The following is a 14,382-nucleotide window of genomic DNA, read 5'->3' as shown; positions in this document are numbered from 1 at the left end:
GGCGCGCCCGAGGCGATACGAAGCAACGTCAGGAGCCTGCTTGCGCCGGGCCCGGCGCGCCGGACCTGTCCGCCACCTGCTCCAGCACGCCGGCAAAGCGCCGCGCGTCCTGGAAACCCACGACCCGGATGTCTTCGATCAGCTTGCCGCCGGGTTCGAAGAACATGATGCCTGGCGGGCCGAACAGGCGGAAGCGCTTGAGCAAGGCGCGGTCATCGGCATTGTTCTTGGTGACGTCAGCCTGCACCAGCAGCATCTGCGACATGCGTGCGGCCACCGTGGGATCGCTGAAGGTGAAGTGCTCCATCTCGCGGCACGACACGCACCAGTCGGCATAGAAATCCAGCATGACGGGCTGCGTGCTCCGGGCCAGCAAGGCATCGAGTTCGGCGTTGCTGCGCACGCGCACGAAACGCGTCTTGTCCACGGCCGCCGGCCCGGCGGCGGCAACGGCCCCGCCCGCCGGCGCGCGCGCCGCCAGGTGCGACAGCGGCGCCAGCACATCGCGTCCGCCGCTCAGGGCGCCGATCAGCCAGGCCGCGCCGGCCAGCGCCAGCAGCAGGCCCAGCCCCTTGGCGAACATGCGCGGCGCGCCCGAACCCGCCGGCAGCGCATCGAAGGCGCGCAACATCACCGCGCCCACCACCGCCAGGAACGACCAGCCCAGCATCTGCACCCAGGTGGGCACCACCGGGATCAGCATCCACCAAGCCGTGCCCAGCAAAAGCATCCCGAACACCCGCTTGACGCTTTCCATCCAGGGGCCGGTACGGGGCAACAGCGTGCCCGCCGACGCGCCCACCAGCAGCAGCGGAATGCCCATGCCCCAGGCCATCGCGAACAGGGCCGCGCCGCCCAGGATCACGTCCCCGGTCTGCGAGATGTACAGCAACGCGCCCGCCAGCGGCGCGGCCACGCAAGGGCCGACGATCAATGCCGACAGCGCCCCCATGACCAGGGCGCCCGTTACACGGCCACCCGGGATCCGGTTGGAACGCTCGCTCAGGCGGGCCTGCAGGCCCGCCGGCATCTGGAAGGTGAAGGCGCCGAACATCGCCAGCGCCAGGACGGCCAGCAGGATGGCGAACAGCGACAGGATCCACGGCGTCTGCAGCCACGCCGCCAGGCCAGCGCCGCTCAGGCCGGCCGCCACGCCCAGCGCGGTATAGACGACCGACATGCCGAACACATAGGCGGCGGCCAGCCCCAGGCCGCGCCAGCGGCTTGGGCGCTGCGCCTGCGCGCCGCCCAGCACGATGGACGAGAGGATCGGCACCATCGGCAATACGCAGGGCGTAAACGCCAGCAGCATGCCCAGCAGCAGGAACACGCCGGCCGTCTTCAGCCACCCGCCGCCGCCGATGAAGTCCGCAAGCCGCGTATCGCCGGCTTCCAGCAAGCTGTCGAACGTGCCGCCGCCTTGCGGCGCGGACGCCGTACCCGCCGCGAGCGCATAGCCACCCGCCACGGGCGTCAGCTGCACCGTATTGTCCATCGGCGGGTAGCACAGGCCGGCGTCGGCGCAGCCCTGGCTGGTGACTGTCAGGGTGAACGGCTGCCCGTTGCCCTGCGACAACGGCACGCGCACCGCCACGGTACCGTAAAAGACCTCCATATCCTTATCAAAGGTAGGGTCATACTTCACCTTGCCCTGTGGATAGGCCGCCTCGCCCAGCGTCACCGCCTGCGCCGGGCTGGCCGACAGGCCGAAACGCTCGCGGTACATGTAGTACTCGGGCGCGATCCGGTAATTCAGGACCAGCGTAGCCGGGTCGGCCATGGCGGCGCTGAACACGAAAGCCTGCTCGGGCGGCAGGAAGTCGTCTTCGGTCAGGGCGGCTGCGGGGCGGGCGAACAACACCAGCGCCAGGGCCAGCATCCACGCCAGCCAGCGTCCCGCGGCCGCGGCGCGGCCTGTTGCGCTCGCGCCGTGCCCGGTGGCCGACGCGTGTCCGTACTGCATCATTCCTTCCTCTCTATTGCGAGTCGACGCCGCTGCTTTGCTCGCGTACCCAGTCCAGATAGGACGCGATACCGCCGATGACCGGCAAAACGATGATTTCCGGCACTTCGTAGGGGTGCAGTTGTGCCAGCGTCTGCACCACCGCCTGGTGCCGGGCGTATGTGGTCTTGATCCACAGAGGAATCTCGTCGGCGCCCTCTACCTCGCCTTTCCACCTGTACACAGACAGGACCGGGGCGCCAAGGTTCACACAGGCGGCCAGGCCGTCCTCGACCAGCACATGGGCCATGCGCTTGGCCAGCAGCATGTCTGGCGCATTGCTGATCACCAGCACGACGTCGTCATCTCGCAACATGGCGGCTCCTGGGAATGGGCATTGAGGGATACTGTGGGTATTTTATCGATAACGATCGGCGGGTATGTTCCTGCGCCGCGCCCGACCAACAAGGAGACTGCCAGACATGTCGCACGATTGCCTGTTCTGCCGCATTTCCCGCGAGGAGATCCCGGCCCACGTCATCCACCAGGACAGCCGCCTGCTCGCGTTCCTGGACATCCATCCCGTGCGGCCGGGCCATGTTCTGATCATTCCCCGCCAGCACTACCCGTATTTCGAGGACATGCCTGCCGATCTCGCCGGACATATCCTGAATCTGGGCCAGCGTCTGGCCCGCCACATGAAGCGCCTGTATTCGGTCGAACGGGTCGGTTTCGCCTTCACCGGCATCCACGTGGCGCATGCCCATGCCCACCTGATTCCGATGCACCATCCGCAGGACGTCACGTCCACTCAGTACATCGAACAGAAAGACCTGACCTTCGTCATGCCGCCGCAGTCACCGCCCGAACAGCTCGCGTCGGTGGCGCAGGATCTGCGCGCCGCCTTGACCAAGGCCTGAAGGCCCCTCGCCCTGCCGCAATCGGCGCCGTTGGCCGCCGCGGCCGGGCCGGCGCAAGACCTGCGCGCGCCGCAAAAAGCAAGGGCGGGTCCGAAGACCCGCCCTTGCCGCTTTCCGCGCTGCCGGATTCACTCGGCGTCGCTGTCCGCTTCGGATACATCCACTTCCGGACGGTCAACCAGCTCCATGAAAGCCATGGGCGCGTTGTCGCCTTGACGGAAGCCCATCTTCAGCACGCGGGTATAGCCGCCGTTGCGGTTCGCGTAGCGCGGACCGATTTCGGCGAACAGCTTGACCACCGCGTCGCGATCGCGCAGACGGGCAAACGCCAGACGCTTGTTCGCGAGGGTGGGCTCCTTGCCCAGCGTGATCAGGGGTTCGATGACGCGGCGCAGTTCTTTCGCCTTCGGCAGCGTGGTCTTGATCGCTTCGTGCGTGATCAGCGAAACGGCCATGTTGCGGAACATGGCAAGACGGTGACTGCTGGTGCGGTTGAGCTTACGCAAGCCATTACCGTGACGCATGATATTTCCTTTGAATCTAAGGACGGCGTTTCCGCCATCGGGTTATCCGGCTCTTCTATCGGTCTGTGACAGGCCGCGGTCCGGTGGAAAAAGTATGCACCTTCCGATGCATGAAAACATCGCGGCGGGCGCATGGCGCGCCCACCGCGCTTGACTGCTTACGGGCGCTCGAGGCCCAGCGGGGGCCAGTTTTCCAGCTTCATGCCAAGGGTCAGGCCGCGTGCGGCCAGCACTTCCTTGATCTCGTTGAGCGACTTGCGGCCCAGGTTCGGGGTCTTGAGCAGTTCGTTCTCGGTACGCTGGATCAGGTCGCCGATGTAGTAGATGTTCTCGGCCTTCAGGCAGTTGGCCGAACGCACCGTCAGTTCCAGATCGTCGACCGGGCGCAGCAGCACCGGATCGATCTGCGGCGTACCGCGCACCGGCGGCTCGTACGCATCGCCCGCGCCTTCCAGCGCCGCGAACACCGAGATCTGGTCCATCAGGATGCGGGCAGCCTGGCGCACCGCTTCCTCGGGCGAGATCACGCCGTTGGTTTCGATGTCCAGCACCAGCTTGTCCAGGTCGGTACGCTGCTCGACGCGAGCGCTTTCGACGGCATAGCTGACACGGCGCACGGGGCTGAACGAAGCGTCCAGCACGATGCGGCCGATCGTGTGCGTGCGATCTTCCGACAGCGCGCGCACGTTGCCCGGCACATAGCCGCGGCCCTTCTCGACCTTGACCTGCATTTCGATCTTGCCGGCGTCGGTCAGATTGCAGATCAGGTGATCCGGATTGATGATCTCGACGTCGTGCGGCAGCTCGATATCGCTGGCCACCACGGCGCCGGCGCCATTCTTGCGCAGCACCAGGGTCACTTCGTCGCGGTTGTGCAGCTTGAACACCACGCCCTTGAGGTTCAGCAGGATGTCGACGACATCTTCGCGAACACCGGCAATGGTCGAATATTCGTGCACCACGCCGGTCATCTGCACTTCGGTCGGCGCGTAGCCGGTCATCGACGACAGCAGGATGCGGCGCAGGGCGTTGCCCAGCGTATGGCCGTAGCCGCGCTCGAACGGCTCCATCACGATCTTGGCGTGATGCGCCCCGACCGGTTCGACTTCGATGGAACGCGGCTTCAGAAAACCTTGAGTGGACATGTACTGTTTTCCTTTTCAATACCCTCGGCTCGTTACACCGATAAGGCTGATGGAATTAAGTGAAACTACGCATAAACCGCGGCCCGAAAGCGGCCGCCGTTTCTACCGCAAAGCCCGCCCCGCCAAAATGGCGAAAGCGGGCTGGCGCGGGTGAGGCAAACGGTTCGCACAGCCACCACAGCACCGCCATCCCGAGGGCGGCGGCGCGCGGCGATCAACGCGAGTACAGTTCGACGACCATCGACTCGTTGACGTCGCGGGCGACGTCAGCGCGATCGGGGGCCGACTTGAACGTACCGGTCATCTTGCTGGCGTCGACTTCCACCCACTGGGGCAGGCCGATGCTGGCAGCCAGATCCAGCGATTCGCGGATGCGGCCTTGCTTCTTGGCCTTCTCGCGAATCGAGATCACGTCGCCGGCCTTGACCAGCATCGACGCGATGTCGGCGGTGTGGCCGTTCAGCTCGATGGCGCGGTGGCTCACCAGCTGACGGGCTTCCGCGCGCGTCGAGCCGAAGCCCATGCGGTAGACGACGTTGTCCAGGCGCGATTCGAGCAGCTGGATCAGCGTTTCGCCGGTGTTGCCACGACGGCGCTCGGCTTCAACGAAGTACTTGCGGAACTGCTTTTCCAGAACGCCGTACATGCGCTTGAGCTTCTGCTTCTCGCGCAGCTGCAGACCGTAGTCCGAAGTACGGGCACCCGAGGTGCGGCCATGCTGGCCCGGCTTGGAATCCAGCTTGCACTTGGAATCCAGCGAGCGGCGCGCGCTCTTCAGGAACAGGTCGGTACCCTCGCGGCGCGAGAGCTTGCATTTGGGTCCAATATAACGTGCCATGTGGATTCCCTTTAGATACGACGACGCTTCGGCGGACGGCAGCCGTTGTGCGGAACGGGCGTGATGTCGGCGATGCTCGAAATCTTGATGCCCAGCGCATTGAGCGCGCGCACCGACGATTCGCGGCCGGGGCCGGGGCCCTTGATACGCACTTCGAGGGTCTTGATGCCATATTCCATGGCAACGCGACCAGCCGTCTCAGCGGCGACCTGCGCGGCGAACGGCGTCGACTTGCGCGAGCCCTTGAAGCCTGCGCCACCCGACGTCGCCCACGACAGGGCATTGCCCTGGCGGTCGGTGATGGTGATGATGGTGTTGTTGAACGAAGCGTGAACGTGCGCGATGCCGTCCGAGACGTTCTTCTTGACCTTTTTGCGTACGCGCGAAGCGCCGCTGGTGGAAGCTTTCGCCATAATCTAGATCCTCGATTATTTCTTCAGGGACGCAGCAGCACGACGCGGGCCCTTGCGGGTGCGGGCGTTGGTGCGGGTGCGCTGGCCGCGCACGGGCAGGCCACGCTTGTGGCGCATGCCGCGGTAGGTTCCCAGGTCGATCAAACGCTTGATCGAGAGCTGAACTTCACGACGCAGGTCGCCTTCAACCGCGAACACGCCAATGTGTTCACGGATGCGCTCCAGCTCGGCGTCGGTCAGATCCTTGACCTTTTTGGTAACGGGCACACCAGCAGCTTCGCAGATCTTGCGGGCGCGCGTACGACCGATGCCAAAAATGGCGGTCAGGCCGATCTCGGCGTGCTGTTGCGGCGGAATGTTAATGCCAGCAATACGGGCCATGACTGTTCCTTGAATAAATCCGTTGCGTACCGCTATCTGGGTTAGCCTTGACGCTGCTTGTGACGCGGGTCGGTGCAGATGACACGCACCACGCCGTGACGTTTGATAACTTTGCAGTTGCGGCAGATCCGCTTAACCGATGCCATTACTTTCATGGTTGACTCCTAATTTTCCGTAATCCGGTCCGCTTCACTTGGAGCGGAAAACAATTCTGGCTCGCGTGAGGTCATAGGGCGTGAGCTCCACTGTGACCTTGTCGCCGGGCAGAATCCGGATGTAATGCATACGCATCTTGCCGGAAATATGGCCCAACACCACGTGGCCGTTTTCGAGCTTGACGCGGAAGGTCGCGTTGGGGAGGTTCTCAAGAACCTCTCCTTGCATCTGGATGACGTCGTCCTTAGACATTCTCTTTGCTTACCGCATCGGCAAACCCGAGCCCTTGAAGTTCGCCTTCTTGAGCAGCGAGTCGTATTGGTGAGACATCATGTAGGCCTGTACTTGCGCCATGAAATCCATCGTCACCACGACAATAATCAACAGGGACGTACCACCGAAGTAGAACGGCACATTCCAACGCATCACCAGGAATTCCGGCAGCAAGCACACCAGCGTGATGTAAATCGCACCAGCCAGCGTCAAGCGCATCAGAATCTTGTCAATGTAACGCGCGGTCTGCTCGCCCGGACGGATGCCCGGAACGAAAGCGCCGCTCTTCTTCAGGTTGTCTGCAGTTTCGCGGCTGTTGAACACCAGGGCCGTGTAGAAAAAGCAGAAGAAAATGATCGCGACCGAATACAGCGTGATGTACAGCGGTTGACGAGGCTCGAGCGCGGCAGCAAGGTCATGCAGCCAGGCCATGCGTTCACCGCTCGAGAACCAGCTGGTGATCGTGGCCGGGAACAGAATGATCGACGACGCGAAGATCGGCGGAATCACCCCGGCCATGTTCAGCTTGAGCGGCAGATGCGAGCTCTGGCCCCCATACACCTTGTTGCCCACCTGGCACTTGGCATAGTTCACCGTGATCTTGCGCTGTCCGCGTTCCACGAACACCACGAAGGCGGTAACCAGCACGACCAGGGCCACGATGAACAGCGCCGACAGCACCGACATCGAGTTCGTCCGCACCAGGTCCAGCAGCCCCGCCAGCGCCGAGGGCAAGCCCGCGACGATACCGGCGAAGATCAGGATCGAGATGCCATTGCCCAGCCCGCGCTCGGTGATCTGCTCGCCCAGCCACATGACGAACATGGTGCCGGTAACCAACGTGACCACTGTCGTGAAGCGGAACAACATGCCCGGATCGATGACCAGCCCCGGCTGGGACTCCAGCGCCACCGAAATGCCCACCGCCTGCACCAGCGCCAGCACGACCGTGCCGTAGCGGGTGTACTGGGTAATCTTCCGACGGCCGGCCTCGCCCTCTTTCTTGAGCGCTTCCAGCGACGGCACCACCACCGACATCAACTGCATGATGATGGATGCCGAAATGTACGGCATGATCCCCAGGGCGAAGATGGAAAAACGCGACAGCGCTCCACCCGAGAACATGTTGAACAGGCCCAGGATCCCACCCTCGTGCTGGCGGAACAGGTCCGCCAACGCGTCCGGGTTGATGCCCGGCACGGGGATGTGGGTACCGAGGCGGTAAACCACCAAGGCGAGCACCAGGAACACGAGACGGCGTTTCAGATCGCCGTACCGTGCACCGGTTTTGCCCAGAGCCTGCGCTTTAGCCACTCGTCACCTCGCGTTCAAGCAAGCGAGCCGCCCGCGGCTTCGATGGCGGCGCGAGCGCCGGCCGTCGCGGTAATGCCGCGAAGCACCACCTTGCGCGAGAGTTCACCCGACTTGATGACCTTGGCGTAACGCACGCTTTGGCCAACCACACCGGCTGCCTTGAGCGCCTGGACGTCGATTTCCTCGGCTTCCATCAATTGCAGCTCGGACGGGCGCACTTCAGCGTACAGGTGCTGACCCAGCGGCGTGAAGCCGCGCTTGGGCAAGCGACGCTGCAACGGCATCTGGCCGCCTTCGAAGCCAACCTTGTGGAAGCCGCCCGAACGCGACTTCTGGCCCTTGTGGCCACGGCCGGCGGTCTTGCCCAGGCCCGAGCCGATGCCACGGCCGACGCGGCGCTTGGCGTGCTTGCTGCCCTCGGCGGGCTTCAGCGTATTGAGTTGAATATCCGACATCGTGATTCCTTAGGCTTCCGAGACGGAGACGAGGTAACCCACCTTGTGGATCATCCCGCGCACCTCGGGCGTGTCGACCAGCACGCGGCTGCTGTTGATACGGCGCAGGCCCAGGCCGCGAATGGTGTCGCGGTGGGATTGCTTGGTGCCGATCACGGAGCGCACGAGCGTAACTTTGATCTGCTTCTGAGCCATGATTTACCCCAGGATCTCTTCGACGGACTTGCCGCGCTTGGCAGCAACTTCCGCCGGGGTCAGGGAAGCACGCAGACCATTCAACGTGGCGCGAACCAGGTTGTAGGGGTTGCTCGAGCCCAGGCTCTTGGCAACCACGTTACGCACACCCATCACTTCGAAAATAGCGCGCATCGGACCGCCGGCAATCACGCCGGTACCTTCAGCGGCCGGCGAAATCAGCACCGTCGAGGCGCCGTGCTTGCCCACCACGGTATGGTGCAGCGTGCCGTTCTTCAGGGCGACCTTGAACATGCCGCGGCGGGCCTGTTCCATTGCCTTCTGAACCGACACCGGCACTTCACGCGCCTTGCCCTTGCCCATGCCGATACGGCCATCGCCATCGCCCACCACGGACAACGCGGCAAAGCTCATGGTGCGACCACCCTTGACCACTTTGCTCACGCGGTTGACCGCGATCATCTTCTCGCGCAGACCGTCGTCGTTCTCTTTTTCCGCGGCGTGCTTGCCTTGTACTTTAGTAGCCATTTGACAGATCCTCGCTTAGAACTTCAGGCCGGCTTCGCGCGCGGCTTCGGCCAACGCTTTCACGCGGCCATGGTAACGAAAACCCGAGCGATCGAAGGCAACCAGCTCGATGCCGGCGGCCTTGGCCTTCTCGGCAACACGCTTGCCCACCAGCGCGGCGGCGGTGGCGTTGCCACCCTTGCCAGCGCCGCCCAGCTGCGCGCGAACTTCGGCTTCCAGCGTCGAGGCGCTGACCAGCACGCGATCGCCTTCCGGCGAAATGATGTTGGCGTAGATGTGCAGGTTCGAGCGGAAAACCGACAGGCGATGCACTCGCAGCTGCGCAATCTTCCGGCGGGTCGGAACCGCACGACGCAAACGGGAAACTTTTTTGTCCATGATTCGTCCTTGCGTGCGCCGTTATTTCTTCTTGGTTTCTTTGATGACGACGCGTTCGTCCGCGTAGCGCACACCCTTGCCCTTATAGGGCTCAGGTTCACGGTACTTGCGAATTTCAGCGGCCACCTGACCGACGACTTGCTTGTTCGGGCCCTTGATGACGATTTCCGTCTGGGTGGGGCATTCGGCCTTGACGCCGGCGGGCAGCTGGTGCACGACATCGTGCGAAAAACCCAGCTGCAGCTTGACCGCGTCGCCTTGAATCTGGGCGCGGTAACCCACGCCGACCAGGTTCAGCTTGCGTTCGAAGCCCTTGCTCACGCCGGTCACCATGTTGGCGACCAGGGCGCGCAAGGTGCCCGACATCGCGTTGGCATGGCGGCTGTCGTTGGCAACGACAAAGGTCAGCTTGCCGTCTTCCTGGGCGACGTTGACGTCGCCAGTCAGCGATTGCACCAAGGTGCCCAGCGGGCCCTTGACGGTAATCTGGTCCGGCTGGATGCTGGCTTCAACACCCTTGGGCAGTTCTACCGGGTATTTAGCGATACGTGACATTCGACTCTCCTTAGGCCACGTAGCACAGGACTTCGCCGCCCACGCCATTGGCGCGAGCCTTGCGGTCGGTCATCACGCCGCGCGAGGTCGAAACGATAGCCACGCCCAGGCCGTTCATGACCTGAGGAATGCTGGTGCGGCCCTTGTAGATACGCAGACCGGGGCGCGAGACGCGTTCGATGCGCTCGATGACCGGACGGCCGGCGTAGTACTTCAGGGTGATCTCGAGCTCAGGCTTGGCCTGGGTGCCCTTGACCGAATAGCCATCGATGTAGCCTTCGTCTTTCAGCACGGTGGCAATGGCCACTTTCAGCTTCGAGGCGGGCATGGTCACCGTGGTTTTGTCAACTTGCTGCGCATTGCGAATGCGAGTCAGCATATCGGCGATGGGATCGCTCATGCTCATATTCGTTCTCCTACCAGCTGGCCTTGGTCATGCCGGGAACTTCGCCCTTCATCGCCATTTCACGCAATTTGTGGCGGGTCAGGCCGAACTTGCGGAACACGCCGCGCGGACGACCGGTAACCACGCAACGATTGCGTTGGCGAGTGGGGTTGGCATTGCGCGGCAGCTGTTGCAGCTTGAGCCGAGCTTGGTAACGTTCTTCGTCGGTCTTCGACTGGTCGTCGATGATCGCCTTCAATTCGGCGCGCTTGGCGGCATACTTGTCAGCCAGCTTGGCGCGCTTGATATCACGATTGATGAGGGAGAGTTTAGCCACGTCATCAGCCCCTTAGTTACGGAACGGGAAGCTGAAGGCCGTCAACAGCGCCTTGGCTTCGTCGTCAGTCTTGGCGGTGGTGGTGATGCTGATGTTCAGCCCACGCAGCGCGTCGATCTTGTCGTATTCGATTTCGGGGAAGATGATTTGCTCTTTCACCCCGATGTTGTAGTTGCCACGGCCGTCGAACGCACGACCCGAGATGCCGCGGAAGTCACGCACGCGCGGCAGCGCGACCGCAACCAGGCGATCCAGGAATTCGTACATGCGCTGACCACGCAGCGTGACCATGCAACCGATCGGATAGTTTTCGCGGATCTTGAACCCGGCAATAGCCTTGCGGGTCTTGGTCACCACGGGCTTCTGGCCGGAGATCTTGGTCAGGTCGGAAACAGCGTGCTCGATGACCTTCTTGTCGGCGACCGCTTCCGAGACACCCATGTTCAGGGTGATCTTGGTGATGCGGGGCACTTCCATCACGCACTTGTAGCCGAACTTGGCCTGCAGGTCGGCAACGACCTTGCTCTTGTAAAACTCTTGCAAACGAGACATGTCTGTCGCCCCTTACGCCTTGGCGCCGACCACGGCGCCATTGGAACGGAACACGCGAACCTTGCGACCGTCCACTTCCTGCACGCCGACGCGGTCGCCCTTGCCGGTGGCCGGGTTGAACAGCGCCACGTTCGAAACGTGGATGGGCATGGTCTTTTCGACGATGCCGCCAGGATTGTTGGCCATCGGGTTGGCCTTGACGTGCTTCTTCACGACGTTCACGCCTTCGACCAGCACATGGTCGGCGTCAACGCGGGCCAGCACGGTGCCGCGACGCTTCTTGTCGCGGCCGGTCAGGACGATGACTTCGTCGCCTTTACGGATGTTGTTCATCGCGGGCTCCTTACAGCACTTCCGGGGCCAGCGACACGATCTTCATGAACCGCTCGGTACGCAGTTCACGCGTAACGGGTCCGAAGATGCGGGTGCCGATCGGCTCCAGCTTGGCATTGAGCAACACGGCGGCATTGCCACCGAAACGGATCAGCGAACCGTCTTTGCGGCGCACGCCCTTGGCGGTACGCACCACCACAGCGTTGTAGATTTCGCCTTTCTTGACGCGTCCGCGCGGAGCCGCATCTTTGACGCTCACCTTGATGATGTCGCCGATACCGGCATAACGGCGCTTGGAGCCACCGAGCACCTTGATGCACATGACAGCACGCGCACCAGTGTTGTCGGCCACGTCCAGCGTGGTCTGCATTTGGATCATGATTTTTCCTGTTCCAACTTAACTGAAAACACGCCCTTCCCAGGTTCGCATTTCCTGCCAGTTTTGGTCCCGTCAGGTCCGTGCGCAGCCTGCTGGCAACGAACGACCCTGGGTTGAAATCCTGCGGAAATTTCCCTCTTGCCAGCTGATCTGGCCGCCGAACCAGGAGCCTGCAAACACCGGTTGCCCGATACCCTGCCCGCTCCGCGCTTCTGCCGCCTGCCTGTCGCTTGGCCCTGCCTGGCTATGCCAGGCCCGAAGGCTCATTCCACCCAGGTCGTTTCGTTTAACCCAAGCCTAGAACCCCGGAAAGTCCAACCAAAACCGGCCCAATCGAACCAACAATTTGGGAAAGCTGGTAATTCTACCCCGCCAAACGAATCTATGCAAGGCCCTTGCACATTTGCCCCGCACTGTCGGCTCAATCCAACGCCCACGGCCGCGGCAGGCGGCGCACTGATGTGGCCCTGTTTTGGTCCATGGCACCGGCGCTCCCAGGCATCTGCGGCACGATCAGGGCCAGATGCAGGCGCAGCACGCCATTGTACGGGCCACGCTGCAAGGGGATGCGCGTGCCGGGTTCGAGAATGGAGACGAGAACGCCGTGGGCAATCCGGAAATGCGCAGCAGGGCCTGCGCGGTCCGGGGACAGCGTGCCAGGTTGCAGGCCGAGCGCATCCCATACCCCACGAACACGAAGGTCTTCCACTGATGGTCGTTGGTGATCATGCCCACGTCCGGCGAGATTTCGTGAAATGCGGGCAACCGCTCGCGCGCGCCGGCATCATTGGCTCCCTGGTCCCGGCTCCTAGTGGCCCCCCCCCGCGACGAGGCAAGCTGGTTTAGACCGGCAAAAAACACCACCACCCCATAAATTCGCGAGGACTGACAAGCATGTATGAACAGTTGGCACTGTATATCGATGGCGAGTTCCTGACGGGCGACGGCAGGCGCACGCAGGACGTCGTCAATCCGGCCACGCTCGAGGTGCTTGGCCAGTTGCCGCACGCCTCCGAAGCCGACCTGGACCGCGCCCTGGCCGCCGCGCAACGCGCCTTCGAAACCTGGAAGCGCACCTCGCCCATGGAACGCGCGGCCATCCTGCGCAAGGTCGGCCAGCTCTCGCGCGACCGCGCCCAGGAAATCGGCCGCAACATGACGCTGGACCAGGGCAAGCCCTTGGCCGAAGCAGTGGGCGAAGTGGCTTCCTGCTCCGAGCACGCCGACTGGCATGCCGAAGAATGCCGCCGCATCTACGGCCGCGTGATCCCGCCGCGCAATCCGGATGTCCGCCAGTTCGTGGTGCGCGAGCCCATCGGCGTATGCGCCGCGTTCACGCCCTGGAACTTCCCGTACAACCAGGCCATCCGCAAGATCGCCGCCGCGCTGGGCGCCGGCTGCACGGTGGTGCTCAAGGGGCCGGAAGATTCCCCCAGCGCCGTAATGGCGATCGCCCGCATGTTCCACGAAGCCGGCCTGCCCAAGGGCTGCCTGAACATCGTCTGGGGCGAACCGGCCAAGATCTCCGACTACCTGATCCGCTCGCCCATCGTGCGCAAGGTGTCGTTCACGGGTTCCGTGCCTGTCGGCAAGCAACTGGCCGCCCTGGCCGGCGCGCACATGAAGCGCGTCACCATGGAGCTCGGCGGCCATTCGCCGGTGCTGGTGTTCGACGATGCCGACGTCGACCGGGCCGCCGAAATGCTGGAGCGCTTCAAGGTCCGCAACGCCGGCCAGGTATGCGTGTCGCCCACCCGCTTCTATGTGCAGAACGGCGCCTACGAGCAGTTCCTGGCCCGCTTTACCGAGGTGCTCAAGAACATCAAGGTCGGCGACGGCCTGGAGAAAGGCACCGACATGGGTCCGCTGGCGCACGAACGCCGCGTTCCCGCCATGAGCACCTTCGTCGACGATGCGCTCAAGCACGGCGGCAAGGTGGTGCTTGGCGGCGACGCGCCGGACCGCAAGGGCTACTTCTTCAGCCCGACCGTGGTCACCGAGCTGCCCGACAACGCCATGCTGATGACCGAAGAGCCCTTCGGCCCGCTGGCGCCTGTGGTGCGCTTCACCGACACCGACGAAGTGCTGCGACGCGCCAACAGCCTGCCGTTCGGCCTGTCTTCGTATGTGTTCACCAACTCGCTGAAGACGGCAACCAAGGTCTCCAATGCCCTGGAGGCCGGCATGGTCAACATCAATCACTTCGGCAGCGCGCTGGCCGAGACGCCCTTCGGCGGCATCAAGGACAGCGGCATCGGCAGCGAAGGCGGCCTGGAAACCTTCGACGGCTACCTGGTCACGAAGTACATCACGCACATCTGATCCCGGCTTCCGGGCTCAGGCCAACCCCGCCGCGATCCGGCGGGGTTTTTCATGGCC

General features: G+C 63.3%; 22 protein-coding genes and 1 pseudogene. 2 read left to right on the top strand and 21 right to left on the bottom strand.

The window, feature by feature from the left end:
• Positions 1–28: 28 nt before the first annotated feature.
• Both dsbD and cutA read right to left on the bottom strand, forming a co-directional pair.
• Positions 29–1,966 carry a protein-disulfide reductase DsbD gene (gene dsbD / locus LK409_RS20700; RefSeq protein ID WP_003806937.1) on the bottom strand — a complete coding sequence of 646 codons (1,938 nt, stop codon included), beginning with the start codon at positions 1,964–1,966 and terminating at the stop codon, positions 29–31.
• A 10-nt stretch (positions 1,967–1,976) separates the two neighbouring features.
• Positions 1,977–2,318, bottom strand: a complete 342-nt coding sequence (gene cutA, locus LK409_RS20695; RefSeq protein ID WP_003806936.1) for a divalent-cation tolerance protein CutA — start codon at positions 2,316–2,318, stop codon at positions 1,977–1,979.
• Between the two features lie 64 nt (positions 2,319–2,382).
• Between cutA and LK409_RS20690 the strand changes: the two genes are divergently transcribed.
• Entirely contained in the window at positions 2,383–2,862 is a 480-nt protein-coding gene (locus LK409_RS20690; RefSeq protein WP_255288054.1) for an HIT family protein, read from the top strand.
• 128 nt (positions 2,863–2,990) lie between these two features.
• Here LK409_RS20690 and rplQ read toward each other — a convergent pair whose 3' ends face one another.
• From rplQ to LK409_RS20595, 19 genes and pseudogenes are all read right to left on the bottom strand, one after another.
• Positions 2,991–3,386, bottom strand: coding sequence for a 50S ribosomal protein L17 (gene rplQ, locus LK409_RS20685; protein WP_059565498.1), 396 nt, complete (start codon positions 3,384–3,386; stop codon positions 2,991–2,993).
• A 158-nt stretch (positions 3,387–3,544) separates the two neighbouring features.
• On the bottom strand, positions 3,545–4,531 hold the full coding sequence (locus LK409_RS20680) for a DNA-directed RNA polymerase subunit alpha (protein WP_003806932.1): 987 nt from the start codon (positions 4,529–4,531) through the stop codon (positions 3,545–3,547).
• 214 nt (positions 4,532–4,745) lie between these two features.
• Positions 4,746–5,369, bottom strand: a complete 624-nt coding sequence (gene rpsD / locus LK409_RS20675; protein WP_003806931.1) for a 30S ribosomal protein S4 — start codon at positions 5,367–5,369, stop codon at positions 4,746–4,748.
• Between the two features lie 11 nt (positions 5,370–5,380).
• On the bottom strand, positions 5,381–5,782 hold the full coding sequence (gene rpsK, locus LK409_RS20670; protein ID WP_003806930.1) for a 30S ribosomal protein S11: 402 nt from the start codon (positions 5,780–5,782) through the stop codon (positions 5,381–5,383).
• 15 nt (positions 5,783–5,797) lie between these two features.
• Positions 5,798–6,163 (bottom strand): 30S ribosomal protein S13, encoded by a 366-nt coding sequence (gene rpsM, locus LK409_RS20665; RefSeq protein ID WP_003806929.1) that lies wholly within the window; start codon positions 6,161–6,163, stop codon positions 5,798–5,800.
• A 41-nt stretch (positions 6,164–6,204) separates the two neighbouring features.
• Positions 6,205–6,318: a 50S ribosomal protein L36 gene (gene rpmJ, locus LK409_RS20660; RefSeq protein WP_003806928.1), complete on the bottom strand. Its 114-nt coding sequence runs from the start codon at positions 6,316–6,318 to the stop codon at positions 6,205–6,207.
• 34 nt (positions 6,319–6,352) lie between these two features.
• A complete protein-coding gene (infA, locus tag LK409_RS20655) occupies positions 6,353–6,571 on the bottom strand; it encodes a translation initiation factor IF-1 (protein WP_003806927.1) in 219 nt (72 codons plus the stop codon).
• A 9-nt stretch (positions 6,572–6,580) separates the two neighbouring features.
• A complete protein-coding gene (gene secY, locus LK409_RS20650) occupies positions 6,581–7,906 on the bottom strand; it encodes a preprotein translocase subunit SecY (RefSeq protein WP_010927271.1) in 1,326 nt (441 codons plus the stop codon).
• A gap of 14 nt (positions 7,907–7,920) precedes the next feature.
• Positions 7,921–8,361 carry a 50S ribosomal protein L15 gene (gene rplO, locus LK409_RS20645; protein ID WP_010927270.1) on the bottom strand — a complete coding sequence of 147 codons (441 nt, stop codon included), beginning with the start codon at positions 8,359–8,361 and terminating at the stop codon, positions 7,921–7,923.
• 9 nt (positions 8,362–8,370) lie between these two features.
• A complete protein-coding gene (gene rpmD, locus LK409_RS20640; protein ID WP_003806924.1) occupies positions 8,371–8,556 on the bottom strand; it encodes a 50S ribosomal protein L30 in 186 nt (61 codons plus the stop codon).
• Between the two features lie 3 nt (positions 8,557–8,559).
• The gene (rpsE, locus tag LK409_RS20635; RefSeq protein ID WP_003806923.1) at positions 8,560–9,084 is read right to left on the bottom strand and encodes a 30S ribosomal protein S5; all 525 of its coding nucleotides are present in this window, start codon (positions 9,082–9,084) and stop codon (positions 8,560–8,562) included.
• 15 nt (positions 9,085–9,099) lie between these two features.
• On the bottom strand, positions 9,100–9,462 hold the full coding sequence (rplR, locus tag LK409_RS20630; RefSeq protein WP_003806922.1) for a 50S ribosomal protein L18: 363 nt from the start codon (positions 9,460–9,462) through the stop codon (positions 9,100–9,102).
• Between the two features lie 21 nt (positions 9,463–9,483).
• Positions 9,484–10,017, bottom strand: a complete 534-nt coding sequence (gene rplF / locus LK409_RS20625; protein ID WP_003806921.1) for a 50S ribosomal protein L6 — start codon at positions 10,015–10,017, stop codon at positions 9,484–9,486.
• 10 nt (positions 10,018–10,027) lie between these two features.
• Positions 10,028–10,423: a 30S ribosomal protein S8 gene (gene rpsH / locus LK409_RS20620; protein ID WP_003806920.1), complete on the bottom strand. Its 396-nt coding sequence runs from the start codon at positions 10,421–10,423 to the stop codon at positions 10,028–10,030.
• 10 nt (positions 10,424–10,433) lie between these two features.
• Positions 10,434–10,739 (bottom strand): 30S ribosomal protein S14, encoded by a 306-nt coding sequence (rpsN, locus tag LK409_RS20615; protein ID WP_003806919.1) that lies wholly within the window; start codon positions 10,737–10,739, stop codon positions 10,434–10,436.
• Between the two features lie 12 nt (positions 10,740–10,751).
• Complete coding sequence (gene rplE, locus LK409_RS20610) at positions 10,752–11,291, bottom strand: 50S ribosomal protein L5 (protein WP_003806918.1); 540 nt, start codon at positions 11,289–11,291, stop codon at positions 10,752–10,754.
• A gap of 12 nt (positions 11,292–11,303) precedes the next feature.
• Entirely contained in the window at positions 11,304–11,624 is a 321-nt protein-coding gene (rplX, locus tag LK409_RS20605) for a 50S ribosomal protein L24 (protein ID WP_003806917.1), read from the bottom strand.
• 10 nt (positions 11,625–11,634) lie between these two features.
• Entirely contained in the window at positions 11,635–12,003 is a 369-nt protein-coding gene (gene rplN, locus LK409_RS20600) for a 50S ribosomal protein L14 (RefSeq protein ID WP_003806916.1), read from the bottom strand.
• Between the two features lie 502 nt (positions 12,004–12,505).
• Positions 12,506–12,777: pseudogene (locus LK409_RS20595) on the bottom strand (aspartyl/asparaginyl beta-hydroxylase domain-containing protein); the annotation flags it as partial.
• A 120-nt stretch (positions 12,778–12,897) separates the two neighbouring features.
• Here LK409_RS20595 and LK409_RS20590 point away from each other — a divergent pair.
• Positions 12,898–14,325 carry an NAD-dependent succinate-semialdehyde dehydrogenase gene (locus LK409_RS20590; RefSeq protein ID WP_010927269.1) on the top strand — a complete coding sequence of 476 codons (1,428 nt, stop codon included), beginning with the start codon at positions 12,898–12,900 and terminating at the stop codon, positions 14,323–14,325.
• Positions 14,326–14,382: the final 57 nt, after the last annotated feature.

This window comes from Bordetella parapertussis (assembly GCF_020735925.1).
GTDB classification, from domain to species: Bacteria; Pseudomonadota; Gammaproteobacteria; order Burkholderiales; family Burkholderiaceae_B; genus Bordetella; species Bordetella pertussis.
The sequence above is the reverse complement of the archived record's forward strand: the minus strand, read 5'-3'. Positions and strand labels throughout refer to the sequence as shown.